Origin of the sequence: Photorhabdus hainanensis (genome assembly GCF_018448965.1) — a bacterium.
In the GTDB taxonomy this organism is placed as follows: Bacteria; Pseudomonadota; Gammaproteobacteria; order Enterobacterales; family Enterobacteriaceae; genus Photorhabdus; species Photorhabdus akhurstii.
In genome coordinates, this window is the sequence record NZ_RCWD01000024.1 from 15,681 (window position 1) to 41,204 (window position 25,524).

Consider the following 25,524-nt stretch of genomic DNA (forward strand, 5'->3'; position numbering starts at 1 on the left):
TCTATGTTTACGGGCATCGTTCAGGGAAAGGCACCCTTGGTTGCTATTGATGAAAAGAGCAATTTTCGGACTCATGTTGTTAAATTCCCAGCTGAATTATTGCCAGGTATTGAAACCGGGGCATCGATTGCCAATAACGGTTGTTGTCTGACGGTAACCAAAATAGAAGGCGATAAGATTAGTTTTGACTTAATGAAAGAGACTCTACGTCTGACTAATCTTGGTGATTTGCAGCTAGGGGATTATGTGAACCTGGAGCGGGCGGCTAAATTTGGGGATGAGATTGGCGGGCATTTGATGTCCGGTCATATCATCACGGTTGCTGAGATAGCTAAAATTTTCACTTCAGAAAATAATCATCAAATATGGTTCCGTATCCGTGATAAGCAACTAATGAAATACATTTTACATAAAGGATTTATCGGCATCGATGGAATTAGCCTGACAATTGGCGATGTGGTTAATAATCGTTTTTGCGTTCACCTTATTCCTGAAACATTGGAACGTACAACATTGGGTAAGAAACGTCTTGGTCAGAGAGTAAATATTGAGATTGACTCACAGACTCAAGCGATTGTTGATACTGTGGAGCGCGTTCTTGCCCAGAGAGAGCGGGAACAGGTCCTCTCTCAGCAGCCAGAGACATTGATGGAAGAATGATCAATAAATGAGGAGCGACAGGCGGACCTCCACTTGTCGCTTTCAAACAGAATTAACGGCGTTAAAAAGGAGCATTGAACCAACGACGCTCCTTTTTGTGATTTATATTGCAGTGTCTTGCATATTTTGTTAACTAATATAGTTAATGTTGTTATTATTGTGTTAATGCTCTTTCTCGTAAAGCGCAGACTAATCTCCACGATGATATTTTAGAGGCTACTTTATGGAAAACCCGATTGAGTTAGATGAATGGCTTGAAGAACCTACACACGATGATGCTGTTGAAATGATGAATGCGCAAGCTGTCGTACCTTTTGGTACCGCACTTTGGCCTTAACGGTTTTTTATAATTAAGGTTCGTTATAATACTATATAAGTAAGGGGAGTCTCCCCTTACTTAAAAATAAACAGGATTGTCCTCATGGATAAAAGTCTTGAGAATATGTATCGTTGTTTATCGTATCATCCTGCGATTTCGGATAAAGTAAGAAATGATGAATGTATAAAAATATTTATCGGATCTGATACTGAGCATGGCGATATTGCGCAAAAGATGCATGTGTATAAAAAGCATTTCGATGTGAAATCTGATTTCGCTTTCTTAGAAAAAACGCCGCCAGACGATGTAAAACAAAAAATATCCGATTGTGATTTGTTTATTTTTCTTTACGCGTCATCAACATTAAAGAATGCATCTCCACAAGGGCCAGAATATCTAACCAAAATAAGAAGCTTTATTACTGAATCATGGAAGAAATCTGTACTGTTTAAAGATTATGGTCCGCATTTTATTGAAGCATTTAGTGAGCCGCCAGCATCAATAACAGAAAGGAATCAAAAACTTATTGGATTATCAAGTCGATCACAGAAGATTCAATATACAGATAATAAAGGGAACTCGATTGTAGGTTATTTAGAAAAGGACCATAAATGGACTTCCATTGATGGCAACGGAAATATTGATGTTATTCCTGGGGAAATAGCAAGTCATATAAAGAACCTTAACGGCAGTATTAGCTTTAGTGGTACCTTTTTGAGTACTGCGCCCTTTGCCATAAAGTATGGGGTTGTCAATGATATGATGACTATAAATATAAAAGAGGGTGAAATTATTGGGTTTGATTGTGAGAATGATGAATTTAGTAGAGATTTTAATTTATACCTAAATCATAATCACGGAAATAGAATTGTTGAAGAATTTGGTATTGGTACTAACACTGGAGTGAAAGCGCTTTATGGCAGAAATGCCGGTTTTGAAGAGCGGCATCCTGGCTTACATCTTGGTTTAGGTGGTGGCGTAAAAGGGAGCCATCATTTAGATTTGATATTTTCTGGTGGAAAAATAGCATTTGATCAAACCGTTTTTTTTGATAATGGTTATGTGGGTGATTTCCGTTAGTGAGAAATATACCCGTCATCTTTCAAGTTGCCTCTTTGTTGGCTGCACTCGCTCACCCCGGTCACATAGTTTGCTATGCTCCCGGGGATTCACTCCCTTGCCGTCGCGATGCATCTTGAAATCCATAGGGTATAGATATGTTGCATTGAATAAAAGCTACAGTGGAAACCTGTAGCTTTTGGTTAACTATCGGGCTACCCGTAATCCGCCTTCAATGCCTTTTAGACTGAATATGACTTGCCATAATTGAATATCGCGAGCACGAAACGCACCAGCGCAGGCATTCAGATAATAGCTAAACATGCGTTTAAACGTTGGACTATAGTTATCTTGTATTTCAGGCCAACTGGCGATAAATCTTTCATACCAGGCCATCAGTGTTCGATCATAATCTGCGCCAAAGTTATGCCAATCTTCCATAACAAAACAGTGTTTGCTGGTGTGGGCTATTTGCTCAATCGAAGGCAGGCAGCCATTAGGAAAAATATATTTGCTGATCCACGGGTCAGCGCTGGCTTTAGCTTTGTTGGAACCAATAGTATGTAGCAGGAATAAGCCATCAGGTTTCAAGTTTCTTTGAACAACGTCGAAGTAAGTCGCATAATTTTTAGGTCCAACGTGTTCAAACATACCGACAGAAACAATTCTATCGAACTGCTCATGTAAATCCCGATAGTCTTTCAGAATGATCTTTACATCCAGGTCTGTACATTGATTCTGTGCATATTTCTGTTGTTCGGCTGAAACCGTTATGCCTGTGACGGAAACGCCATAATTCTTAGCGGCATAAGCTGATAGCCCACCCCAACCACATCCAATATCCAGCAGGGTCATACCTGGAGAAAGTTCCAATTTCTCGCAGATGAGTTTCAACTTATCAAGTTGAGCCTGTTCCAGTGTTTTAGCTTGTTTCCAGTATCCGCAGGAATATTGCATATAAGGGTCAAGCATACGGGTAAAAAGATCATTTCCTAAATCATAATGCTGATAACCGACAATCCATGATCTTTTTGGCGTTTGCAGATTACGTAAGCGGGTTGTTGCGATTCTTACTATATCTTTGAGATTATTGGGCATTTTATTTTCTAATCCAGCGCGTAATACGCGATAAAAGAAAATATCTAACCGCTCACAATCCCACCAGCCATCCATATAACTTTCACCTAATCCCATCGAACCTTGTTGTAAAACTCTTTTATAGAAATTAGGATTTTTTATCTGGATATCATAAGGATTGTGACCATTAATTTGAATACCTGCTTCTTCTAGCATCTCATTGGCAATTCTCTGCCAGGAGTTAATGGCTGTTTTCGGGTTTTCAATACAGGATGAACTCATATACTCTCCAACGTTAGGGTGATGGAATACTGAGGAGCTCGTTTTAGCTAACAAAGCAGGATGCGAAGACGCAAAATGCAAAAAATAACAAAGAATCAAAGTAAAAAAATCTTAAAGATGACTAATCCATAAGTTTAATGGGGGCAATCATTGCTCCTCAAAACCTCAAATTCCAGGTTATTTGTAATAAAGATCTTTATTAAGTATAAAAGCGTAAAATTGTTTTATCAATTAATAAATAAAGGCCGCAATTAATTGATAATTAGCAGCCTTTATTGATATAAAAATTTGATTAATATCAGGAATTTTGTTCAACTGTTTGAATACAGCGATCAGCGTTTTTTTTCCACTGTATAAAATATCCTAATGTCATTGGAACAACGGTAGAAACCATGACAGTGGTTGTGGATATAAGTGGATTGCTAATAAATGCTGATACAACCAGACTGGCAATAAAACAGAGTCCTAATTGAAGCGTGTTTTGTAATGCAGTAGCTTTTCCACTGTCTTGTGGATAAGCGGATAAAGCGTTTGCTACTGCAATTGGATATGATGCGCCATTCATTGCAGCCATAAAGCAGAAAGGGATCAAAATAGTGAATAGCGTTGGCTCGCTAAATTTTGCAATCAAATAGAGCGCAATCATGCTGACAGCATAGCCAGCTAACAGATAAGGAAAAATAATCTCACTTTTTATTTTGGTTAAAATACTGCGACATCCATAACCTCCAACGATAAAGGCCAACGTTTGAGGGATATAACTCAGACCGATGTCATCGGGGGTATATCCCATTTCACCGAGAATTGAAGGGGAGCCGGTTAACCAGGCAAAAAAGCCGGCGCTGCATGATGCGAATATCAGAACGTTGCCATTAAACAGTGGTGATTTTAATAGCGTAAGGAAAGAGACATTATTTGTTTGCATTTGAATTTCACGGTTTTTGCGATTTTCTTGCAAAAACAGAGTAAAAAACAACAGTATTAATGTGATTGTCAATAAGACTAGGAAAATTATGCGCCAGCCCCCATGTTGCAACAGCCAGGCTCCCATTAAAGGCGCCAGGGCAGGGGAGAGTGCAACCAATGGCATAATCGTTGCGAAAACACGTTTGGTACGATTGGAATCGTAACGATCAATAACTAATGCTTGCCATGAGACGGCGGCTGAACAAACACCTATGGCTTGGACAAAACGCAAAACTAAAAGTTGAGTGGAGTCTGTTATCCACATCATTCCCAGACAGCCAATAGAAAACAGAGATAGGCCGGTGATAATAATCGGTTTTCTGCCAAAGCGATCTGAAAGAGGCCCCCACAAAAGTTGAGCAAAGGCGAAACCTGCAAGAAAGATGCTTAGGCTGGCGCTAATTGCGTTTGCTGATGTCCCTAATTCTTGTTGCATAGCACCGAATGCTGGCAGATACATATCAATAGCCAGATAGCCGAGCATACTCAAGCCTGCAAGGTAGAACATGAACTGACTTGAGTTTTTCATTTGATTACTCTCTTTGAATGTCATGATTGAAATAGTTTGCAGTGATAGGTAGATAACAATATTGACACATATTCTATACGTCGTGATTTTTACTTGTGAAATGGTAATATTTGCATAGTGCTGTGAAAAAAATTGAAAGGTAAAATTATGTGGTCGGAATACTCACTTGAAGTCGTGGATGCGGTTGCCAGAACAGGCAGTTTTAGTGCCGCGGCATCGGAGCTTCACCGTGTCCCTTCTGCGATCAGTTATACCGTAAGACAATTGGAAGAGTGGCTTGCCGTTTCGTTGTTTGAGCGTCATCATCGGGATGTGGAATTAACTGAGGCAGGCGCTATTTTTATCAAAGAAGCTCGCTCTGTTATCAAAAAAATGATTGATACTCGTCACCAGTGTCAACAAGTTGCAAACGGCTGGCGAGGGCAATTTAATATTGCTATTGATCGCGTTGTCAAACCAGAACGTAGTCGTCAGCTTATTCTTGATTTTTACCACCATTTTCCTGATATAGAACTTTTTATTCATCAGGAAGTGTTTAATGGTGTGTGGGACGCGTTGGTGGATAGTCGAGTTGATGTTGCCATTGGGGCGACCCGGGTAGCTCCAGCCGGGGAAAGATATAGTTTCCGAGATATGGGGTTTATGCCCTGGCTATGTGTGGTTAGCGCAGGTCATGAATTGACTCAGTTGCCGGGGCCGCTATCTGATGACCAAATGCGGCCTTATCCAAGTTTGTGCCTTGAAGATACATCTCGTAATTTACCGAAGCGTGACACCTGGAATCTGGATAACCAGCGCAGGCTGGTAGTTCCTGATTGGGAGTCTGGTCTGTCTTGTTTAAACGAAGGGCTATGTGTGGGAATGGTGCCTAAGCATAGGGTAATGCCGCTTATTCGGCAGAAGAAACTCGCCGTGCTGGAATTGGAACAGCCTTTACCAGACAGTCCATGTTGTTTGGCATGGGTACAAAATAGCCATTCTCCAGCATTAAGTTGGCTGCTTGACTATCTTGGCGATAGTGAAACTCTTAATGCTGAATGGCTTCAAGATGAATAAAGCGGGTTAACGGCGATAGTCGATAAATGGACCATCGACGACAGAGCGTCGTTCAACCAAGCGTGGATGTACTTCAATAGTTTGTGCATCTTCACGTTTGTTGATGATCCTATCCAATAACATAGAAAACGCCATTTGTCCCAGTCGTTCTTTTGGCTGATGAATGGTGGTCAATGCCGGAGAGAAATAACGAGCGTTGCGTATATTGTCATAACCGATGATAGAAATATCTTGCGGGACGCGTAATCCTGATTCATTAGCAGCGCAAATAGCCCCCATAGCCATAACATCTCCGCCGCAGAAAACCGCAGTCGGACGCTGTTTTTGATGCAGAATTTGATGCATGGCTTTATAGCCCGATTCTGGCTCAAAATCCCCCTGAATAATCCACTCTTCTTTGATCGGAATGTTGGCTTCTTTTAGCGCCTTCAAGAATCCTTGATGGCGTCCACCGCCGGTATTTCGCGCTAAGGGGCCAGGGATCGCGCCAATATCACGATGACCACGCTCGATAAGATAACGACCAGCCAGATAACCGCCGTGGAATGCGTTATCAATAATCGTATCGGTGAAGTCGCTTCTGGCTTGACCCCAATCCATGACGACCATTGGAATATTGCGATAATCTTCCAACATTCCCAACAATTGCTCCGGGTATTCTGAACACATAATCAGCAGTCCATCTACACGTTTTTGTGCCAGCATGGCGAGATAGGCTTTCTGTTTATCAATGTTATTGTGTGAGTTACATAAAATCAGCGTATAGCCTTTGCTATAACAACTGTTTTCAACGGCCTCAATGACTTCAGCAAAATAGGGGGCTTCACTGGACGTTGCCAGTAATCCGATCGATTTTGTGTGGTTAACTTTCAGACTGCGAGCGACGGCGCTGGGTGAATAATTCAGAGCCTTAATAGCAGCCCAAACGGCAGCTTTAGTATCTTCAGCGACGAAGCGGGTTTTATTAATAACATGGGATACGGTAGTGGTTGAGACGCTAGCGTGTTTAGCCACATCTTTGATCGTTGCCATGAGGTGAAAGACTCCTGACCTTTTGGTCTAAATTTAAAACGTTTTGTTAATCGCTTGCCAGTCCTTTTACACAGGGGACTGGTAATAAGTTAGCGATAAATTCTGGATTTTGTCTGATCTGGCTCAAAAGTGAAAGCAATAATCAGTGTTATAAAATGAATGGTAATCGCTATTTATGCTTTTCCTTATGTAAGGGCAATTAACCATCTCAATAGACTGGTTTTGTCGTTATAAACTTTTTATTCTGAGGAGGCTCTATGAATACCGATTTGAAACTTGGTTTATTTACTGCTGTTAGCACGTTGGTGATGATTGCCATTTTTGCCGCTCTTTGTTTGATCTTTGCCTGATTTGAGCCGATTATATGGTTTAAAAATTGGACTTTACGTTGAAAGGAAATTGGGCGGATAGTCTCAGTGGTTTATCTGCCCTTCGCCTTTGGGTGTTAAAACAGAGAGTAATGAATTAATCTGATGGTTGTTAAGCCCACCCCAGAACCAAAATCTTTCCCCGCTGTGCCGGTAAATTTCTAGTCATCCTGGCAACTTCTACGATAAATAACAGTGAAAATGGCGCCATCCGCATCAGGATAAGAAAAGATCAGGATACATCTTAGTGAGAGAAAATGGTATTCTCCGTAATATTGTGACGATGTTGGTTATCAACATAGTGTTGGTTTAAAGGAAATAAAAATGACGACTATTGAGAAGATTGAGCGCCAAATTAAAGAAAACCCAATTTTATTGTATATGAAGGGTTCTCCTAAATTACCAAGTTGTGGATTTTCTGCGCAGGCTGTTCAGGCTTTATCTGCATGTGGTGAACGTTTTGCTTACGTAGATATTTTGCAAAATCCAGATATTCGTGCAGAATTGCCAAAATATGCTAATTGGCCAACCTTTCCTCAACTTTGGGTAGCAGGTGAGTTGATAGGTGGATGCGATATTATCATTGAAATGTATCAGCGTGGTGAGTTACAAACATTAATCAAAGAAACTGCTGATAAATATCGTCCCGAGAACGAAGACGCGACAGAGTAATTTTTTAATTACTTACAGACAGATTATTATGCTATCTCCCCATATACTGATATATGGGGGGGTATTATTGCTTAAATTTAGATTTGATTGTATTAATCTGGCTGTTCAGCTAGTTATCCGTTTTTTTCTTCTGTTGCCGTCGTTAATGGCCAGCCACCAAGTTGTTTCCAACGGTTAACCATTTCACAGAATAATTCAGCGGTACGATCAGTATCATATAAAGCGCTGTGAGCCTGATGATTGTCGAATGGGATACCGGCGGTGATGCAGGCTTTTGCTAAGATTGTTTGTCCTAATACCAGACCACCTAAAGCAGCGGTGTCAAAAGTTGCAAACGGATGGAACGGATTTCGCTTTAGTCTGGCGCGTTCCGCGGCAGCCATAACAAAGCTATGATCGAAGCTAGCATTGTGAGCAACGATAATTGCCCGATTACAATGATTATTTTTTATCCCTTTACGAACCATTTTAAAAATAGCGTGTAGAGCTTCATATTCGCTCACTGCTCCACGTAGCGGATTTAATGGATCAATGCCGGTGAACTCCAGGGCTGCTGGTTCAAGATTGGCTCCTTCAAATGGCTCAATATGGAAGTGAAGCGATTCGCTAGGCGTTAGCCAACCTTCACCATCCATTTCCAGTGTAACGGCGGCAATTTCAAGTAATGCGTCTGTTTTGGCATTAAAGCCGCCAGTTTCAACATCAATAACAACAGGGTAATAACCTCGAAAACGCCCACTAAGGACGTTTGGCTCTTTTTTATCAGACATCAGATCGAGTTACCCAGAGCGTTGCTGGCATTTTTATTTTCAATCAGTTCAATTTTGTAACCATCTGGATCTTCAACGAAAGCAATAACGGTTGTACCGCCTTTTACAGGACCTGCTTCACGGGTAATGTTGCCACCGGCTTGGCGAATAGATTCGCAAGTGGCTGCGACATCATCAACACCTAATGCAATGTGACCAAAAGCATTCCCCATTTCGTAATGGTCAACCCCCCAGTTATAGGTTAACTCGATTACGGCTCCTTCGCTTTCGTCAGCGTAGCCAACGAAGGCGAGTGAGTATTTATATTCGATGTTTTCACTGGTGCGTAGCAGGCGCATGCCTAACACTTCAGTGTAAAAATTAACGGAGCGTTGTAGATCGCCAACCCGGATCATAGTATGGAGTAAACGCATAATTACCTCTAATTTAATGGTTTTACCAATATTTTTGTGCGGTAGGTCGCACAAAAACCACTAACTATAACGTGTCTTACGGTTACAGTTCAATTTTCCCATAATTATAATTTATTCTTATCTGGGTTTATAATTAAATATAGTATGTGAATTGTATAGGAAACGGGATGTGATGGCTGAGCAACTGGAGTTTTTTGCTATTCCCAGTCCTTGTCGAGGAATTTGTCAGGCTAATGAGCGAGGTTTTTGTCTGGGGTGTTATCGCAGCCGGGAAGAAAGATTTAATTGGATGAAAATGTCTGATGGGCAAAAGCGTGAAGTATTGCGACTGTGCCGGCAAAGATATTTACGTGCATTGAGAGCACAAAATCAGACAGATGAAGAACCACCTGAGCAGCCATCACTATTTTAATTAGAGATTTTTGAAGTTATTAAAGTTAACAATTCAATGATTTACTTATATAGGGTTATATTTTTGGCTAAGCTATAAATGTTCTACTATAATCTTAAGTATTTTGTTTGTTATTTTTTTATTTTTTACTTAACGAAAAGACTAAGGGAACTTATTTGAGTGTTCTTATAACTTTATGTTTTAAATGGAATTTTAAGCTCAGTTGTGTGATAAATGTAAAATAAAAGCAACATTAATGTAAAAATAGATAGCTTAGCATTTAGATGACAGCTATTCTTATAGTACTTTGAATAAAGTATTGAATGATATTTATTGGTTTCTGTCTGCTTGTATTCATAGTTCTGATAGTTTTTATGGTAAAAATATTGTATGTTAATTGTTTTGTTCTGAGTTTAAATTAAGTTTAGTTGTTCTTGGTTATAGTTACCTGAATTAGTTAGTTGCTAAGAATTTACTGTGATTATGCAGAAGTTATATATACTTTTTTAAGGCTAGTTAGCCTGATTTAGAAAAATTTGGCTGTTATGTTTAGTAGGCTAGTTTATTTAAGGAGGGACAATTGGAATCTACATTGGGATCAGATCTGGCACGGTTAGTTCGTATTTGGCGTGCTTTAATTGACTACCGTTTAAAGCCGTTAGAATTAACTCAGACTCATTGGGTAACGTTATACAATATTAGCCGGTTACCTCAGGAGCAATCTCAGATACAGTTGGCGAAAGCTATCGGTATCGAGCAACCATCTTTGGTCAGGACATTAGATCAGCTTGAGGAAAAAAAACTTATCACCCGGCATACTTGTGCCAATGATCGTCGTGCAAAGAGAATCAAGCTAACTGAAGATTCTGCATCGGTTATTAGGGAGTTGGATGGTGTTATTGAATCCACAAGAAATGAGATTCTGGAGGGTATTTCACGGGAGGAACTTGCTTTTCTTTCCACTTTAGTGCAGAAGTTAGAGCAAAATATTATCCAATTACAGAGTAGATAGTAATTACGATAGCCATGAAATGCTAACCGGATGAAAGAAGACCGCGACTTACAAAATGAAGTCACGGTTTTCTTATTTCTATATCTTATTGTCGAGGTGAAACAGTAATATTACTGCCTTGGCCTGCGATTCTTACTCGTTGACCTTTATGGAAAATAGTTTTACCTTGCTTTTGAACAACAATGATACTTTCACCACTGTCACGACGAATTTCGAGTTCCACACCTTTAGTTGTGTTAAGAGCTCCCTGAACGTTTTGGCCTGCGACACCCCCGGCGATCGCGCCAGCGGCAGTCGCCAATGTATTGCCGCTGCCGCCGCCAATAGTATTACCAACCAAGCCTCCCAGAACCGCGCCGCCAATTGCGCCTAATACATTCTCATCGCTACCCGCCTGAATATTGACAGGACGAACAGAAACAATTGTACCGTAAGAGACCGTCTGGACCTGTTTAGCCTGTCCAGCGGTATAGGTATCACCAGAGAGAGAATCGGTGTTGACACAGCCTGATAATGAAGCGACGGCAACCGCGCTAACTAAAAAGTGCTTAAACATAGTAACTCCTAATTTCGATGCCTGACTGCGGAAATCTGATAGCTTACTGGGCAATCAGGCTAACAACCGGCATTGGCAATAAGTAATAAAAGGTTTATCCAAATAGAATGCCAGTACATTAGCAATCTAGTGCTAAACATATATTAAACGTCAATAGAGATTTTTAAAAGAAATAGCTATTAATGAGAAATTCAGCATTTTTGTGAAGTTGTTTCCAAAACTCAGGTTTTATTCCTTAGTTTGTCTATTAGCCATATACAGCCAAAACCACTGCGCTTTATAGTTATTGGCGTGGTTTCTGATTTTATCAAGACAGATTTTAAGCAGGAAGGCAAATTAAATGGTTATGAAGTCAGGTCGTTATATTGGTGTAATGTCGGGGACAAGTCTGGATGGCGTTGATGTGGTGCTTGCGGCAATCAATGATAAAGTTGTTGCTCAACAAGCCAGTTATTCACATCCATTCCCACACGAATTAAAACAGAAAATTCTTGCGGTCTGCCAAGGGCAGCAAACGACATTATCAGCAATTGGTCGGTTAGATTATGAACTTGGTTCTTTATTCGCTGAAGCAGTGCGAGGCTTACTGATTAAAACAGGGTTAACCACCAGTGACATTATCGCTGTGGGATGTCATGGACAAACCGTTTGGCATGAGCCAGATGGTCACACGCCTTTCACTATGCAACTTGGCGACAATAACCGTATCGCGGCTTTAACTGGGATGACTGTGGTTGGCGATTTTCGTCGGAGAGATATGGCATATGGCGGGCAGGGAGCGCCATTAGTTCCCGCTTTTCATTTCGCCGTCTTAGGGCATCCGACAGAACGCAGGATAATTCTCAATATCGGCGGTATCGCCAATATAACGACGCTATTACCGGGATCGCCGGTCAAAGGTTATGACACCGGTCCGGGTAATATGCTGATGGATAGTTGGGTGTGGCGTCATCAGAAAAAACCTTATGATAAAGATGCGCAATGGGCGCGGGAAGGTGCGGTTAATAACCCGCTACTTAGACAAATGCTTTCTGATCACTATTTTTCACGACCAGCTCCTAAAAGCACAGGCCGGGAGTATTTCAATATGAGTTGGTTGGAGGCGCAATTAGCTAACTTTCCTGACATATCTCCAGTTGATGTCCAGGCGACACTGGCCGAGCTGACGGCAGTGTCTGTGTCACAGCAAATCATGTTGAGTGGTGGATGTGAACGTCTGTTGGTTTGCGGCGGCGGCGCTCGTAACCCACAGATAATGAGTCGACTTTCTGCATTATTACCGGGAACGGAGGTTTGCCCGACAGATAAATATGGCCTAAGCGGCGATGATATGGAAGCCCTGGCGTTTGCCTGGTTGGCATTCCGTACGATGTCAGGCGCGTCAGGGAATTTGCCCTCTGTTACCGGTGCGAGTACTGAAACCATTTTAGGGGCGATTTATCCTGTTAATAATCAATAACAATGATAAGCTGTCTGGTATTTAGTGAGTTATAAACAGAGCTACGTTAATGTCAGAACATAATGAATTTGATGTTGCAGAATTACGCCGTGAATATATTCGTGGTGGGTTAAGACGTAAAGATTTAACTAAAGAACCTATCGAACTTTTTGAGCGCTGGTTTAAGCAAGCATGTGAAGCTAAGTTGAGCGATCCAACTGCGATGTGTATAGCAACGGTTGATGAGAATGGCCAACCGTATCAACGTATTGTGTTATTGAAGCATTTTGATACAAATAGTTTGATTTTTTATACAAATTTAGGCAGCCGGAAAGCAAAACATTTGGCGCACAATAACAAAATCAGCCTCCATTTCCCTTGGTATCCTCTGGAAAGGCAAGTCTCTTTTCTTGGTAAAGCGGAACGTCTTTCTCCTGTTGAAGTGATGAAATATTTCCATAGTCGTCCCAGAGATAGCCAGATTGCTGCATGGGCGTCACAACAATCCTCTCGTATTTCCGCACGCGGTATTTTAGAAGGGAAGTTCCTTGAATTGAAACAGAAATTCTTGAATGGCGAGGTGCCTTTGCCTAGCTTTTGGGGAGGATTCAAAGTGACCTTTGATTCTGTTGAATTTTGGCAAGGTGGCGCGAATCGGCTCCATGACCGGTTTATTTATCAACGGGAAGGCGATAGTTGGCATATTGACAGGCTTGCGCCATAAATCGTGGATTATCATTTTTAATACTAGCACTTATAGTAGTAGCGTTTTATGCTATGCCGCACTCTTTTTAAGTCGCGATTTATACAACAGACAAAATACACAAATTGATGGAGTCATTAATGTCTAGCAATAACCTGATAAAACAACTGCAAGAGCGGGGCCTCATTGCCCAGGTGACGGATGAGAATGCGTTAGCAGAGAGACTGGCGCAGGGTCCTGTCTCCCTCTATTGTGGTTTCGATCCGACCGCTGACAGCTTGCATTTGGGGCATCTGGTTCCCTTGCTGTGTTTAAAACGATTCCAACTGGCCGGGCATAAACCCGTGGCGTTGGTTGGCGGGGCTACGGGTTTGATTGGCGATCCAAGCTTCAAGGCCACTGAACGTAAACTGAATACTGAAGCTACCGTTAAAGAGTGGGTAGAGAAAATCCGTAGACAGGTTTCACCTTTCCTCGATTTTGATTGTGGTGAAAATAGCGCTAAAACAGCCAATAATTATGATTGGTTTGGCAACATGGACGTTCTGACTTTCCTGCGTGACATCGGCAAACATTTCTCAGTTAACCAGATGATTAATAAAGAAGCGGTTAAACAGCGTTTAAACCGTGATGATGTGGGTATCTCTTTCACTGAATTTTCTTATAACCTACTGCAATCCTATGACTTTGCTCGCCTGAATGAAGTACATGGTGTTGAGTTACAGATTGGTGGTTCTGACCAGTGGGGAAATATTACTTCTGGTATTGATCTAACTCGCCGTATCAACCAGAAACAAGTATTTGGCATGACTGTTCCGCTAATCACGAAATCTGATGGCACTAAGTTTGGCAAAACAGAAGGTGGCGCTGTTTGGTTGGATCCGAAGAAAACCAGCCCGTACAAATTCTATCAATTCTGGATTAATACTGCGGATGCCGATGTCTATCGCTTCCTGAAATTCTTTACCTTCATGAGTCTTGAAGATATTGATGCTTTGGAAGAAGAAGATAGAAATAGCGGTAAAGCTCCTCGTGCTCAGTACGTGTTGGCAGAACAAGTTACTGGTATGGTGCATGGTGAAGAAGGGTTGTCAGCCGCTAAACGGATTACAGAAAGTTTATTCTCTGGGGCCGTTGCTGATTTGACCGAAGCGGATTTTGCTCAATTGGCACAGGATGGTATGCCGGTAATTGAGCTGGAAAAAGGTGCGGATTTGCAACAAGCTTTAGTTAATGCTGGATTAGTACCTTCTCGTGGTCAGGCGCGTACTATGATCAGTTCCAACGCTGTCGCAATTAATGGTGAAAAACAATCTGAACCTGAATATCTGTTTACTGACAGTAACCGTCTGTTTGGTCGTTACACCCTGTTGCGTCGTGGTAAAAAACACGATTGTTTGATCTGCTGGAAATAACTGATATTGCATTATAATGGGGCAACACAAATGTTGCCCTTTTTCTTACCATGACTTTAATCTTATAAACAGAAGCCAGAATAAAATATAGGCCGTCATTGTGAAAAATATTCTCTCAATTCAATCCCATGTTGTCTTTGGTCATGCTGGTAACAGTGCTGCGGAATTCCCTATGCGTCGGATGGGGGTGAATGTATGGCCATTGAATACCGTACAGTTTTCAAATCATACCCAATATGCTCAATGGAAAGGGTGTGTTATGCCGGCGAATCATCTTACGGAAATCGTTCAGGGCATTGAAGAAATTGAACAGCTTAAATCTTGTCATGCGGTACTGAGTGGATATATCGGCTCACCGGAACAGGGGAGCCATATTATCGATATAGTGAAACGGGTAAAAGCGGTGAATCCTGATGCTTGGTATTTCTGTGATCCCGTCATGGGGCACCCAGAAAAAGGTTGTATTGTTGCGCCGGGGGTGGCTGAATTTCTGTGTGAAGAAGCTCTGCCTGTAAGTAACATTATTGCACCAAATTTACTGGAGCTTGAAACACTGAGTATGCAGAAAGTGGCTAATGTAGAACAGGCTGTTGTGGCTGCCCGAACATTATGTGAGAAAGGGCCGGATATTGTACTGGTTAAACACCTTAGTCGTGCTGGTTATCGGGCTGATTGTTTTGAAATGTTATTAGTGACTAAAGAGCATAGTTGGCATGTAAGTCGGCCTTTGGTGGATTTTGGCGAACGTCAGCCGGTTGGTGTGGGTGATTTAACCAGTGGCCTGCTATTGGTTAACCTATTAAAAGGCGAGTCTTTACAAACCGCCCTCGAACATGTTGCTGCTGCGGTTTATGAAGTGATGGCAACAACGAAAGATATGGGCGAATACGAACTACAAATTGTGGCTGCGCAGGACAGAATGGTGACTCCTGGCTATAAATTCTGTGCGACACAATTGGATTAAGATATTTAACCGTTCCACTGACATTGTGTGGAATGACATTGTGTGGAACGGTTTTTTACTCTTAAATTAACCCTTCTGCTTTCAGGGCATCATGAACACTTGGACGTTCTGCAATCTTCTTTTGATAAGCTTTAAGATGAACCAGATCAGATAGATCCAATTGCACTAAAGGCGCCCAGCTACTGAGGGTGAATAAATAAGCGTCAGCAACAGTAAAGTGCTCCCCAGCAATGTATGGCTGTTCTGCTAATACCTTATCTATATACTTGAATCTCCTGAGTAGATTATTAATAGCAACAGGACGATAATTTTCTGGTGTTCCCGGGAAAAACAGGGGTGAAAATCCTTTATGGATTTCACTGGAAAGATGGCTGATCCATTCAAGTTGATGATATCGTTCCATCGTTCCGGCTGGTGCGATTAATTTTTTGTCCGGTCTCTGGTCGGCAATATATTGGACAATAACAGCTCCTTCGGTGAGGATCTCATTGTTATCTAGCAGAAGAGTTGGTATCTGGCCTTTTGGATTAATTGCGAAAAAATCGTCGCCGTTCTCCATTTTTTTAGTTTTCAGATCAACTTTAATCATGCTGAAATCAAGTCCTGCTTCACGAAGTATGATGTGAGGTGAGAGAGAACAAGCTCCAGGTTGGTAATAAAGTTTCATGTGCCGCTCCTTAAAAGTTTCCGGTAATAGATATAATAGGACAAAGGAACTCAGTAAGGCATTGCTATAGCCTTGATATATACTATCACGACATGTGGAAATAAATGAATGATTAAATAGATATAAGGTGGTGTGATTGTATCGTGAATAATCCTTTACTGTACTCTGCTATAGAAGTGATTTATTGATTTTTTTATCATTATTTTCAAGTAGATTAGTTGTATTTATCTAGAAATTTAGGAGAAATTTTAGATGAGGTGACTTATCCAAAACTTCCCGTATTTGTGTTATATAGCATATTTTACAATTGGTTATATTATACGAAATAAATAATAGCGATTATTTATAGTTGCAAAAATTTATCTTATATTGGTTATAAGATAATTAATATATTGCTCTTGTTAAATGATTTGTAATCATAGGAAAACAAATTAAATTTATTTGTAAAGTCGTTAAAATAGACCATGCATTGTCTATAGTTTCTTGTAAAAATATCTTTTTTATTCTCTATACTAAAGTTTTCGAATAAATCTTTGTAAATGTCATTAATTGTTTTTATTTGTTCGTTAAGCCTATTGACGGAATTATTTATATTTCTAAGGCTAAATGAAACGTCTGATATATTTAAAGTGATTTCCTCCATCAATAAAGAGACCTTGTATATTTGTTTTTTATCTTCTCCATCAGGAATATTCCTTAATAGTTGTTGTATTTTTATATGTGTTTTTTCTGCGAAGTTTTTCTTACGTTCAAAATCAATTTGAGATATTTCAAAGAGTTGTGGTAATTTTGAGATGAAATCGTTTAACTTACTAAAGTCTGATTCAATTTCTTTCAACGCATGATCGACCCTAGCAATATAACCATGACCTAAATAACCACTGCTAAGTGAACCTAAATAAGTTGTTGCTTTGTGTATATTTTTAATAATTTTATCAATATCTTGTTCATCGGAATTATATGCATATTCATAATCTTCTAATGCTGATGGCCAGCGATATAATGATCCACTAAATTTATTCCAAGAATCGGTAATTTCTTGAGATAGATCATGATTTTTCAGGCATTCTGGCAATTTTATATTGGTAATTAATTTAAACATATTGGATATAATTAGAAAATCATTTTTCATTTTATGCACCTTGCTAAAATAACAAATATCATTAAATTGTATGAAATCGTGAAATATAATATTCAAACTAAAAGATTAAAATAATAACAAAACATTATACTGAAAATATTTAATAGGAAATATTGTACTGATAATCGATTTTATGAAATTAAGTTATTGATTATATTAAAGGACATATTGCTGATTAGTGCAAGGAAATAAGATGATATTTTTTGTTTCAGTAAAATAGTTATAAGGTAATATCGTTTAACTCCCTAATTACAAAGGATTTGATAATTTTCCTCAATGGTTTTTTTATATTTTTATTTAAAATTAATTTTTATCTATCAGTGATAATTTAATGAATTAATTGATTGTTTTATTGATAATAAAAGGCCCGAAAAACTAGCTTTTCGGGCCTTGTTTTGTGAGTTGAAATTTACTGATTATTAATCAGATTATTTCAATTCCAGTTCATTCATTGCGACAATGCTGAAACCACCATCAACATGCAGAATTTCACCGGTAATACCACCGGACAGATCCGAACACAAGAATGCCGCAGCGTTACCAACATCTTCAGTTGTTACAGTGCGGCGAATTGGGTTAACGGTTTCACAGTGAGCCAACATTTTACGGAAATCTTTGATGCCGGACGCAGCCAAAGTGCGGATAGGGCCGGCAGAGATACCGTTAACACGAATACCTTCGGCGCCCATAGCGTTAGCCATATAACGAACGTTAGCTTCCAGAGATGCTTTTGCCAGACCCATTACGTTGTAGTTAGGGATTGAGCGCTCTGCTCCCAGGTAGGTGAGAGTCAGTAAAGCAGAATTTGGGTTCAGCATTTCACGGCAAGTTTTTGCCATAGCGACAAAGCTGTAAGAGCTGATGTCGTGTGCGATTCTGAAACCTTCACGGGTAACGGAACTGACATAGTTACCATCCAGTTGATCAGCCGGTGCAAAGCCGATGGAGTGAACAAAGCCATCGAATTTTGGCCAGACCTTACCCAATTCAGTGAACAGGGCTTCGATGCTTTCATCTTCGACTACATCGCATGGCAGAACGATAGTAGAGTTCAGGGAAGCGGCAAATTCTTCAACACGAGGTTTCAACTTGTCATTTTGATAAGTGAAAGCCAGCTCAGCTCCCTGGTCATGCATTGCTTTTGCAACACCATAAGCGATGGAGAGTTTACTGGCGACGCCAGTGATCAGAATGCGCTTGCCGGTCATAAAACCCATAACAGTATCCTTGTGTGATAACGCCGGTAATGATATTAATGGATTAAAATTGCTCATAGAGACAATATCAATATGACGTTTTATTGTTAATAAACCCAGTAATTCTATCACGCTAGAGAGAAATATGCTGTATTTTGCGTTCTGCTCCGAGCAGTGATTATCGTTTTCTATATGTCAAGGAATATCCTGCCGCCAGGCATCAGCGGTGAGTGGCTCACCAAAATGGCTGGCGATCAGACGGCGAGTCATATCATGCAGAGGAGAAGCCAACACTTCCGCGGTATTCCCCCGTTCAACAACTTCCCCCTGATGCATGACCAGCACCTGATCGCTGATATGTTTCATCATGCCAAGATGCTGGGTGACATAGAGGTAAGAAATACCCTGTTTTTCTTGTAATTCCAACATCAGATTAATGATTTGAGATCGCATAGACATATCGAGTGATGCTAATGCCTCATCAGCAATAATAATCTGCGGTTGTAATATTAATGCGCGCGCCAGTGCTACCCGCTGTTTTTGGCCTGAGGCTAACATATGTGGATAATAATTGGCATGGTCCGGTAACAGGCCAACTTGTCGCAATGTCTGGTTGATCCGTTTTTCTCGCTCCATTGTATTGAGTGCTGTATTAAGCAGAAGGGGAATATCAAGAATTTGTCCAATACGCTGACGAGGATTTAGCGATGTACTTGGGTCCTGAAATATCATGCGAATGCGTTGGCTGCGATAACCGTAATCACCGTAAGTGAGTTTATGGCCTTCTATCATGATTTCGCCGGAAGTTGGTTCAATAACGCCTGAAAGCATTTTTGCCAGTGTTGATTTCCCGGAACCGTTTTCACCAATAATCGCCAGTGTCTGTTTAGCTTTTAAAGTAAAACTAACGGGTTTTACCGCATCAAAATGTTGACGGTGAAAAAAACCGGTTCGATAACGAAAAGTTTTAGCTAAATTCTTGACTTCTAGCAGAGTATTAACCAATTACTGTTCCTCCAGATTCAGTGGAAAGTGGCAGGCAAAAGCATGGTTTTTAATCACCCGCAACCGTGGTGTTTCAATACACGTTTTTTGCGCGTAAGGGCAGCGCGGGCCTAAACGGCAGCCGATGGGTAGATGCTCAAGGGATGGAATAGCGCCGGGTAAGGTGTTTAACCTACTTTTATGGGGCAAAGAGCTGCCAAAATCAGGAATAGCTCGGCTTAACGCTTGTGTGTAGGGGTGATGTGGCGTTATCAGTAATTCATCGGGAACGGCGCTTTCGACCGTTTGACCACAATACAGAACATTAATGCGATCCACCAGTTTGCTCATGACTTGCAAGTCGTGGCTTATCAGTAAAATAGTGGTGTTATTGTTCTGATTCAATCGTGCTAACAGACGGAAAATCTGAGCTTGGGTGGTCGGTTCCATCGCATTGGTTGGTTCATCTGCAATCAGCAGGCGTGGTTGGTTAGCCAATGCGATAGCAATCATAACTTTCTGGCATTCTCCTTCCGTTAATTCGCAAGGGAAGCTATTCATGATGTCTTTATGATCTTTAATTCCCACACGGTGGAGTAATTCAATAGCCCGGCGTTTTCGCCATTTGAAACGTTGCCACCAACGGCCTTTGTAAGTCCAGCCGGGGATGGCTTGAATGAGCTGTCGACCAATATTTTCAGAAGGATCGAGACAGGATTGTGGTTCCTGAAAAATCATTGAGATATTGTGGCCGATCACTTTTCGGCGCTGCCGTGGAGTCAGACGGAGCAGGTCGATATCATCGAAGCGAAAACGGTCAGCCGTCACTTTGAGATTATCTTTAGTGACTCCACTTATTGCTTTGGCGATCAGGCTCTTACCGGAGCCTGATTCGCCAACCAGACCGCGTATTTCGCCTTCTATCAGTGAAATACTGACGCGATCAACCGCTTTCACTGGCCCTTTGGCAGTCATAAATTCAATCGTGAGATTGCGAATGTCAAGTAATGGCATTATTCCACCCCGGAATTAATTGCACGGTGTAATCCATCACCTAATAAATTGACTAACAAGACACTGAACATGATTGCCGCGCCGGGCAACATAACGGTCCAGGGCGCAACATAGATTAGTTCCAGTGAATCGCCCAACATGGCTCCCCATTCGGGTGAGGGAAGTTGGGCGCCAAGATCAAGAAAACCAAGTGAAGCGATATCAAGTATGGCGATAGAAATGGCGCGTGTTAACTCGTTGACCAAGGCGGCGGTAATGTTTGGTAATACGGCATACCATAGAATATGGTAATTAGAGGCGCCATCCAGACGAGCGGCAATAACATATTCTTTATCTAGCTCATCGTGAACGGCGCTGTAAACCGTGCGAACGATACGTGGCAATAGCGCTAACCAAATAGCGATTATTGCGTGTTGCAAACTGGCGCCCACAAAAGCGACGACAATAATTGCCAACAATAGCGATGGGATAGAGAGTAATGTATCGAGAATATGATTGAGTACTGCGGATTTCAGCCCTCGCGTCATGCCTGCCAGACAGCCGATAATCAGACCACATAAAGCGGCCGCTAAAGTGACTAACAGCGCTGAACCGAAGGTGGATGCAGTACCTATTAGCAATCGGCTGAGAATATCGCGCCCAAGATCGTCGGTACCTAGAAAAAATGCGATATTACCGTGATATGACCATGAAGGCGGCAGTAGTTGGTGACCAAGAAATTGTTGATCGAGCTGATAAGGGGCCAGATAGCCGCCAAACAGACTGAGGGCGATCAGAATAAGCACCCCATAAAACCCCATCATTGCCAACATGTCGGAATAGAAAAAGCGCCAGATGACCTTTATCGGTGACGGCATTTTCTTTTCACGATAAAAATTATCTAAGGGCATACCATTCCTTATGCTTCAGAGGGTTAGTTATTGCGCCAATAATATCAGACAGAACATTGACAGAAATCACCAGTGTGCCAATCACCATAACACCGGCAGAAATGGCGGAATAATCTTGCTGACGAATGGCGCTGACTAACCAATGGCCAAGTCCCGGCCAGTTAAATACGAGTTCTGTCATCATTGCCAGTGTCAGCATGGTGGAAAATTGTAATCCTAGTTTCGGAATGATAGGGGGCAACGCATTGTGTAACACATGACGACGGATAATTGTCAGCCTTGATAAACCACGGGTTGCGGCGGCCTTGATATAGTTTTCACCAAAAACCTCTTCTGTACTGTTTCTCATCAACCGAATAACTTCGGTTGTCGGTGCAACCGCGAGGGTAATAACGGGTAGCAGTAAGTGTTGCATGGCGCTAATGATCATCTCATTACGATAGGGTGATTTTGATAACCAGGCATCAATTAATGAGAAACCTGTCACAGGTTCAATCTGATATAGCAGATTAAAGCGCCCTGAGACCGGTAGCCAGCCGAGATAAAGAGAAAAAAATAGGGTGAGTAATAGCGCTAGCCAAAAAATCGGGATGGAAAATCCGACTAAGGCAATGGAGGTGATAACCGTATCCGCTGGTTTGTTACGCCATACTCCCGCAATAATCCCGAGTGGGATGCCGATTAGCAAGGCGGCAGAGAAAGCCAGAGTACAAAGCTCCATTGTGGCGGGGAACACTTCCCATAGTTGTTCGCTGATAAGTTCGCCGTTGACGCTGGATACGCCAAAATCCCAAAGCAATAAGCTGTGGAAAAAGAATATATAAGCATCAAACAGGGATGCTCCGCTGAGAGGAGCATTAGGGGTGAAGTAGCTGAGACTAAAGCTTATCAGCGACAGGAAAAACAGGGTGATAATCAGCAAAAGCAGACGACGGAGAGTGTAAATAATCATTTGCCACCTTTCTGAGTCATTTGATCAGTCTCTTTTTCCCGATAAACACCGGCGAAAGAGGTATTACCAAATGGACTGAGTATTAACCCTTTAATATCGTAACGGTAAGCCTGTAAATGCAGAGAATAGGCTAATGGTAACACAGGTAATTGCTGTTCAAGGATTTGTTGAGCCGCATGGTAATACTTAATTCGGGATAATAATTGCTGGTTAATCAAAGCTTCCCGTAAAATTTTATCAAATTCTGGATCACACCAATGGCTGAAATTGGTCTGTGAAGCAATAGCGGCACAACTTAACAGCGGCCGGAAAAAGCTGTCTGGGTCATTACTATCGGTCGACCAGCCTGATAAGGTCATATCGTGAGATTTATCCATCAGTTTGGTTTCCTGAAAGCGGCCCTCAACAGGTTTAATACTCATGGTAATGCCAACTTGTGCTAAATCGGCCTGAATCAGCTCTGCCATTTTGAGTGGACTTGGATTATATGATTGAGAGGCGGAAGGTACCCATAAGCTCAATTGCAAGCCGTTTAATCCAAGATCATTAAGCATTTTGCGGGATTTTTCTGGGTTGTATTCCGTAATCTCAGTTTGATTATCATAAGCCCATGACGCCCGAGGTAAAATTGATGAGGCTGTTTCCGCCGTACCATAATAGATGGATTGCATCAGCCGTTGGTTATTAATAGCGTAGGCAATGGCTTGGCGAACCTGTAATTTATCAAGTGGCGGCTTGCTGGTATTGAAAGCCAGATAAGCGATATTCATTCCTGGGCGTAAAGTCAGACGCAGGCGGGGGTCATCTCGTAAAACTGTCAGTTGGCTGGCGGCGGGATACGCTAATACATCACATTCACCGGTTAAAAGCTTAGACATCCTGCCGGTGCCGCCGGCGCCGACATCAATAACTATTTGCCGCATTTGTGGTTTGCCTTTCCGGTATTTATCATGGCGAACCAGACGGATAAATTGTCTGGTCCGATGATCTTTCAACATAAACGGGCCGGTGCCGACAGGTTTCCAGTCAATTTGCTCATGGCGATTCATTTGATGCAATTGTTGCCCATATTCTTGTGAAAGTATTGGGGCATAGTGGGTTGCCAAATGCCAAAGAAAAGAGGCGTCTGGTTCGTTTAAGCGAAATTCCACCGTATATTCATTAATTTTACGGATACTTTGAATAGAGTCGGCCAATTGGAGACTGTCAAAATAGGGATAATGCCCGCCATTGACGTTATGATAATAGTGCTGCTTATCAAACAGACGCTTAAAGCTGAAGATGACGTCATCAGCATTCATTGTACGGGTCGGAATAAACCAGTCTGTTGATTGAAATGAGACATGATGACGCAAATAAAAGCGGTAAGTAGCGCCGTTATCCAGTATCTCCCAATGGGAGGCTAACTCAGGGAGCAAACGGTAAGTATAAGGATCAACGTCTAATAGACGCTCGTAGAGCTGGGCGGCCAGTGTATCGACAGTTAAGCCGCTACTGGCCAGTTGGGGATTAAAGGTATTCAGATTGCCATTAACGCAATAAATAAACCCGTGTTGCTGAATGTCAGTCGGAACGTGGTGCTGTTTTTCAGGCGCAGCCATTGTTTCTGCAATAGCTGGGACTGAAAGGGATAATATGATCCAATAAATCAAACTGCGCATATAAGGCATCTGTTATTAATTAGAATTGACACATTGTATCTCAAGTAGCGCTTGAACCCAAAAAAACGCGGTGGTGATGATAATGAGAAAAATTCTCAATAAAGTGCTTTACAAATCGTATTGAGAACCATTATCATCTATACCGCGCTTCTTGGGAACAGTCTTTATGCCCCAGGAAGGGCACGACATTGCTCACATTGCTTCCAGTGTTTTTTTAGCCAGCTCGGGTGCTGGCTTTTTTTTATCTGTCATTCGGATCGCTTAATTGCCGACGTTGACATCATGTTTCTTCATTAAGCCTCGTAATTGATAATAGGTCAGTCTTAGTTTCTCCGCCGCTTTTCTTTGGTTAAATCTGCTCTCTTTTAACGATAACTCTATGAGTTGTCGTTCGCTGTCATGTTGCCACTGTTTCAAATTAACAGGCAGTGAAGGCAGAAGTTGTGGAGATAAATCATTATTATCATCAACATTACTATCATCAGCATTGGCTATAAAATGCGGTGTGGAGGCGAATGGGTTAATAATAATATTATCAAGTTGATCAGAGTTCTCGCCGTGGCGATAAATTGATCGTTCCACAACATTTTTCAATTCACGGATATTACCGGGCCAAGTGTAATTCTGTAACTGCTGTTTTGCCTGATCAGTGAAACCGGGAAATAGCGGCAAATCAAGTTCCCGGCACATCTGAATAGCAAAGTGTTGCGCTAGCAACATGATATCCTGTTGTCGCTGGCGCAATGGAGGGATCTTGACCACATCGAAAGCCAGTCTATCGAGCAAATCAGCGCGGAATTGCCCCTGAGCGGCCATTGCGGGCAGATCATCATTGGTTGCGCATATTAATCGAACATCGACCTGTAATGGTTGGCTGCCGCCAACGCGTTCGAGATGCCCATATTCAATGACGCGCAATAGCTTTTCCTGAACTTGCATTGGCGCGGTTGCCAGTTCATCAAGAAATAGCGTTCCCCCATCGGCACGTTCAAATCTGCCTTGGTGCTTTTTTTGTGCGCCGGTAAATGCGCCAGCCTCATGACCAAATAACTCTGAATCCAATAGATTTTCGTTCAAAGCCGCGCAGTTTAGAGAGATAAATGGCCCTTGCCAGCGGGGGGATAAATAATGCAAACGGCGGGCAATCAGCTCCTTGCCGGTTCCTCGTTCCCCAATAACGATAACGGGTTTGTTTAATTTTGCTAGTGTGGATACCTGTTCCAAGATTTCGACAAAGCTGTTTGCTTCACCTAATAGATTTTCTGTGGCGTCATTCATGGTTATTTTCACCAATAGTTGGTTATTTATACCACTTTATTTTGTTGTGATAAAAAGTC

The 25,524-nt window shown here is 41.6% G+C and carries 25 protein-coding genes; 10 read left to right on the top strand and 15 right to left on the bottom strand.

Annotation, left to right across the window (positions count from 1 at the left end):
- Positions 1-3: 3 nt before the first annotated feature.
- Together EAE92_RS15150 and EAE92_RS15155 are read left to right on the top strand one after the other, a co-directional pair.
- Entirely contained in the window at positions 4-660 is a 657-nt protein-coding gene (locus EAE92_RS15150; RefSeq protein ID WP_214068658.1) for a riboflavin synthase subunit alpha, read from the top strand.
- Positions 661-1,081: 421 nt separating this feature from the next.
- The gene (locus EAE92_RS15155) at positions 1,082-2,059 is read left to right on the top strand and encodes a CgnE/CgnB domain-containing protein (RefSeq protein ID WP_214068659.1); all 978 of its coding nucleotides are present in this window, start codon (positions 1,082-1,084) and stop codon (positions 2,057-2,059) included.
- Positions 2,060-2,245: 186 nt separating this feature from the next.
- On the opposite strand, the gene cfa is transcribed toward EAE92_RS15155, so the two are convergent.
- Both cfa and punC read right to left on the bottom strand, forming a co-directional pair.
- Positions 2,246-3,397 carry a cyclopropane fatty acyl phospholipid synthase gene (cfa, locus tag EAE92_RS15160; protein ID WP_214068660.1) on the bottom strand — a complete coding sequence of 384 codons (1,152 nt, stop codon included), beginning with the start codon at positions 3,395-3,397 and terminating at the stop codon, positions 2,246-2,248.
- A 298-nt stretch (positions 3,398-3,695) separates the two neighbouring features.
- Positions 3,696-4,892, bottom strand: a complete 1,197-nt coding sequence (gene punC, locus EAE92_RS15165) for a purine nucleoside transporter PunC (RefSeq protein ID WP_246545233.1) — start codon at positions 4,890-4,892, stop codon at positions 3,696-3,698.
- A gap of 147 nt (positions 4,893-5,039) precedes the next feature.
- Between punC and punR the strand changes: the two genes are divergently transcribed.
- Positions 5,040-5,948 carry a DNA-binding transcriptional activator PunR gene (gene punR / locus EAE92_RS15170; protein WP_214068662.1) on the top strand — a complete coding sequence of 303 codons (909 nt, stop codon included), beginning with the start codon at positions 5,040-5,042 and terminating at the stop codon, positions 5,946-5,948.
- A gap of 6 nt (positions 5,949-5,954) precedes the next feature.
- On the opposite strand, the gene purR is transcribed toward punR, so the two are convergent.
- On the bottom strand, positions 5,955-6,980 hold the full coding sequence (gene purR / locus EAE92_RS15175) for an HTH-type transcriptional repressor PurR (RefSeq protein WP_214068663.1): 1,026 nt from the start codon (positions 6,978-6,980) through the stop codon (positions 5,955-5,957).
- A gap of 692 nt (positions 6,981-7,672) precedes the next feature.
- Here purR and EAE92_RS15180 point away from each other — a divergent pair.
- Positions 7,673-8,020: a Grx4 family monothiol glutaredoxin gene (locus EAE92_RS15180; protein ID WP_214068664.1), complete on the top strand. Its 348-nt coding sequence runs from the start codon at positions 7,673-7,675 to the stop codon at positions 8,018-8,020.
- 113 nt (positions 8,021-8,133) lie between these two features.
- Here the strand turns inward: EAE92_RS15180 and rnt are convergent, their stop codons facing one another.
- The gene (gene rnt, locus EAE92_RS15185; RefSeq protein ID WP_214068665.1) at positions 8,134-8,790 is read right to left on the bottom strand and encodes a ribonuclease T; all 657 of its coding nucleotides are present in this window, start codon (positions 8,788-8,790) and stop codon (positions 8,134-8,136) included.
- On the bottom strand, positions 8,790-9,203 hold the full coding sequence (gloA, locus tag EAE92_RS15190) for a lactoylglutathione lyase (protein WP_040149886.1): 414 nt from the start codon (positions 9,201-9,203) through the stop codon (positions 8,790-8,792). The genes rnt and gloA overlap by 1 nt, the downstream gene beginning before the upstream one ends.
- Before the next feature lie 172 nt (positions 9,204-9,375).
- Here gloA and EAE92_RS15195 point away from each other — a divergent pair, with 172 nt between their 5' ends.
- Together EAE92_RS15195 and slyA are read left to right on the top strand one after the other, a co-directional pair.
- Positions 9,376-9,615 carry a DUF1289 domain-containing protein gene (locus tag EAE92_RS15195; protein ID WP_036805434.1) on the top strand — a complete coding sequence of 80 codons (240 nt, stop codon included), beginning with the start codon at positions 9,376-9,378 and terminating at the stop codon, positions 9,613-9,615.
- 559 nt (positions 9,616-10,174) lie between these two features.
- Positions 10,175-10,606 (top strand): transcriptional regulator SlyA, encoded by a 432-nt coding sequence (gene slyA / locus EAE92_RS15200; protein WP_036805437.1) that lies wholly within the window; start codon positions 10,175-10,177, stop codon positions 10,604-10,606.
- Positions 10,607-10,691: 85 nt separating this feature from the next.
- Here the strand turns inward: slyA and EAE92_RS15205 are convergent, their stop codons facing one another.
- Positions 10,692-11,162 (bottom strand): outer membrane lipoprotein, encoded by a 471-nt coding sequence (locus EAE92_RS15205; RefSeq protein ID WP_214068666.1) that lies wholly within the window; start codon positions 11,160-11,162, stop codon positions 10,692-10,694.
- 346 nt (positions 11,163-11,508) lie between these two features.
- Between EAE92_RS15205 and anmK the strand changes: the two genes are divergently transcribed.
- The 4 genes from anmK (at position 11,509) to pdxY (ending at position 15,682) form a co-directional block, all read left to right on the top strand.
- Positions 11,509-12,621 carry an anhydro-N-acetylmuramic acid kinase gene (gene anmK / locus EAE92_RS15210; protein ID WP_214068712.1) on the top strand — a complete coding sequence of 371 codons (1,113 nt, stop codon included), beginning with the start codon at positions 11,509-11,511 and terminating at the stop codon, positions 12,619-12,621.
- 49 nt (positions 12,622-12,670) lie between these two features.
- Entirely contained in the window at positions 12,671-13,324 is a 654-nt protein-coding gene (gene pdxH / locus EAE92_RS15215; protein ID WP_214068667.1) for a pyridoxamine 5'-phosphate oxidase, read from the top strand.
- A 119-nt stretch (positions 13,325-13,443) separates the two neighbouring features.
- Positions 13,444-14,718 carry a tyrosine--tRNA ligase gene (gene tyrS / locus EAE92_RS15220; protein ID WP_105395163.1) on the top strand — a complete coding sequence of 425 codons (1,275 nt, stop codon included), beginning with the start codon at positions 13,444-13,446 and terminating at the stop codon, positions 14,716-14,718.
- A gap of 100 nt (positions 14,719-14,818) precedes the next feature.
- Positions 14,819-15,682: a pyridoxal kinase PdxY gene (pdxY, locus tag EAE92_RS15225; protein ID WP_110091277.1), complete on the top strand. Its 864-nt coding sequence runs from the start codon at positions 14,819-14,821 to the stop codon at positions 15,680-15,682.
- A 61-nt stretch (positions 15,683-15,743) separates the two neighbouring features.
- Here the strand turns inward: pdxY and gstA are convergent, their stop codons facing one another.
- From gstA to pspF, 9 genes are all read right to left on the bottom strand, one after another.
- Positions 15,744-16,349, bottom strand: a complete 606-nt coding sequence (gstA, locus tag EAE92_RS15230; RefSeq protein WP_214068668.1) for a glutathione transferase GstA — start codon at positions 16,347-16,349, stop codon at positions 15,744-15,746.
- Between the two features lie 373 nt (positions 16,350-16,722).
- The gene (locus tag EAE92_RS15235; RefSeq protein WP_214068669.1) at positions 16,723-17,481 is read right to left on the bottom strand and encodes a hypothetical protein; all 759 of its coding nucleotides are present in this window, start codon (positions 17,479-17,481) and stop codon (positions 16,723-16,725) included.
- 437 nt (positions 17,482-17,918) lie between these two features.
- On the bottom strand, positions 17,919-18,707 hold the full coding sequence (fabI, locus tag EAE92_RS15240; protein WP_046396879.1) for an enoyl-ACP reductase FabI: 789 nt from the start codon (positions 18,705-18,707) through the stop codon (positions 17,919-17,921).
- A gap of 174 nt (positions 18,708-18,881) precedes the next feature.
- A complete protein-coding gene (gene sapF / locus EAE92_RS15245) occupies positions 18,882-19,691 on the bottom strand; it encodes a putrescine export ABC transporter ATP-binding protein SapF (protein ID WP_214068670.1) in 810 nt (269 codons plus the stop codon).
- A complete protein-coding gene (sapD, locus tag EAE92_RS15250; RefSeq protein ID WP_214068671.1) occupies positions 19,692-20,684 on the bottom strand; it encodes a putrescine export ABC transporter ATP-binding protein SapD in 993 nt (330 codons plus the stop codon). It lies immediately after the preceding gene.
- On the bottom strand, positions 20,684-21,574 hold the full coding sequence (gene sapC, locus EAE92_RS15255; RefSeq protein WP_036805457.1) for a putrescine export ABC transporter permease SapC: 891 nt from the start codon (positions 21,572-21,574) through the stop codon (positions 20,684-20,686). Before sapC ends, sapD begins: the two co-directional genes overlap by 1 nt.
- Positions 21,561-22,526, bottom strand: a complete 966-nt coding sequence (sapB, locus tag EAE92_RS15260; protein ID WP_214068672.1) for a putrescine export ABC transporter permease SapB — start codon at positions 22,524-22,526, stop codon at positions 21,561-21,563. Before sapB ends, sapC begins: the two co-directional genes overlap by 14 nt.
- A complete protein-coding gene (gene sapA, locus EAE92_RS15265) occupies positions 22,523-24,187 on the bottom strand; it encodes an ABC transporter substrate-binding protein SapA (protein WP_214068673.1) in 1,665 nt (554 codons plus the stop codon). Before sapA ends, sapB begins: the two co-directional genes overlap by 4 nt.
- Before the next feature lie 261 nt (positions 24,188-24,448).
- Positions 24,449-25,465 carry a phage shock protein operon transcriptional activator gene (gene pspF, locus EAE92_RS15270; protein WP_214068674.1) on the bottom strand — a complete coding sequence of 339 codons (1,017 nt, stop codon included), beginning with the start codon at positions 25,463-25,465 and terminating at the stop codon, positions 24,449-24,451.
- Positions 25,466-25,524 lie beyond the last annotated feature (59 nt).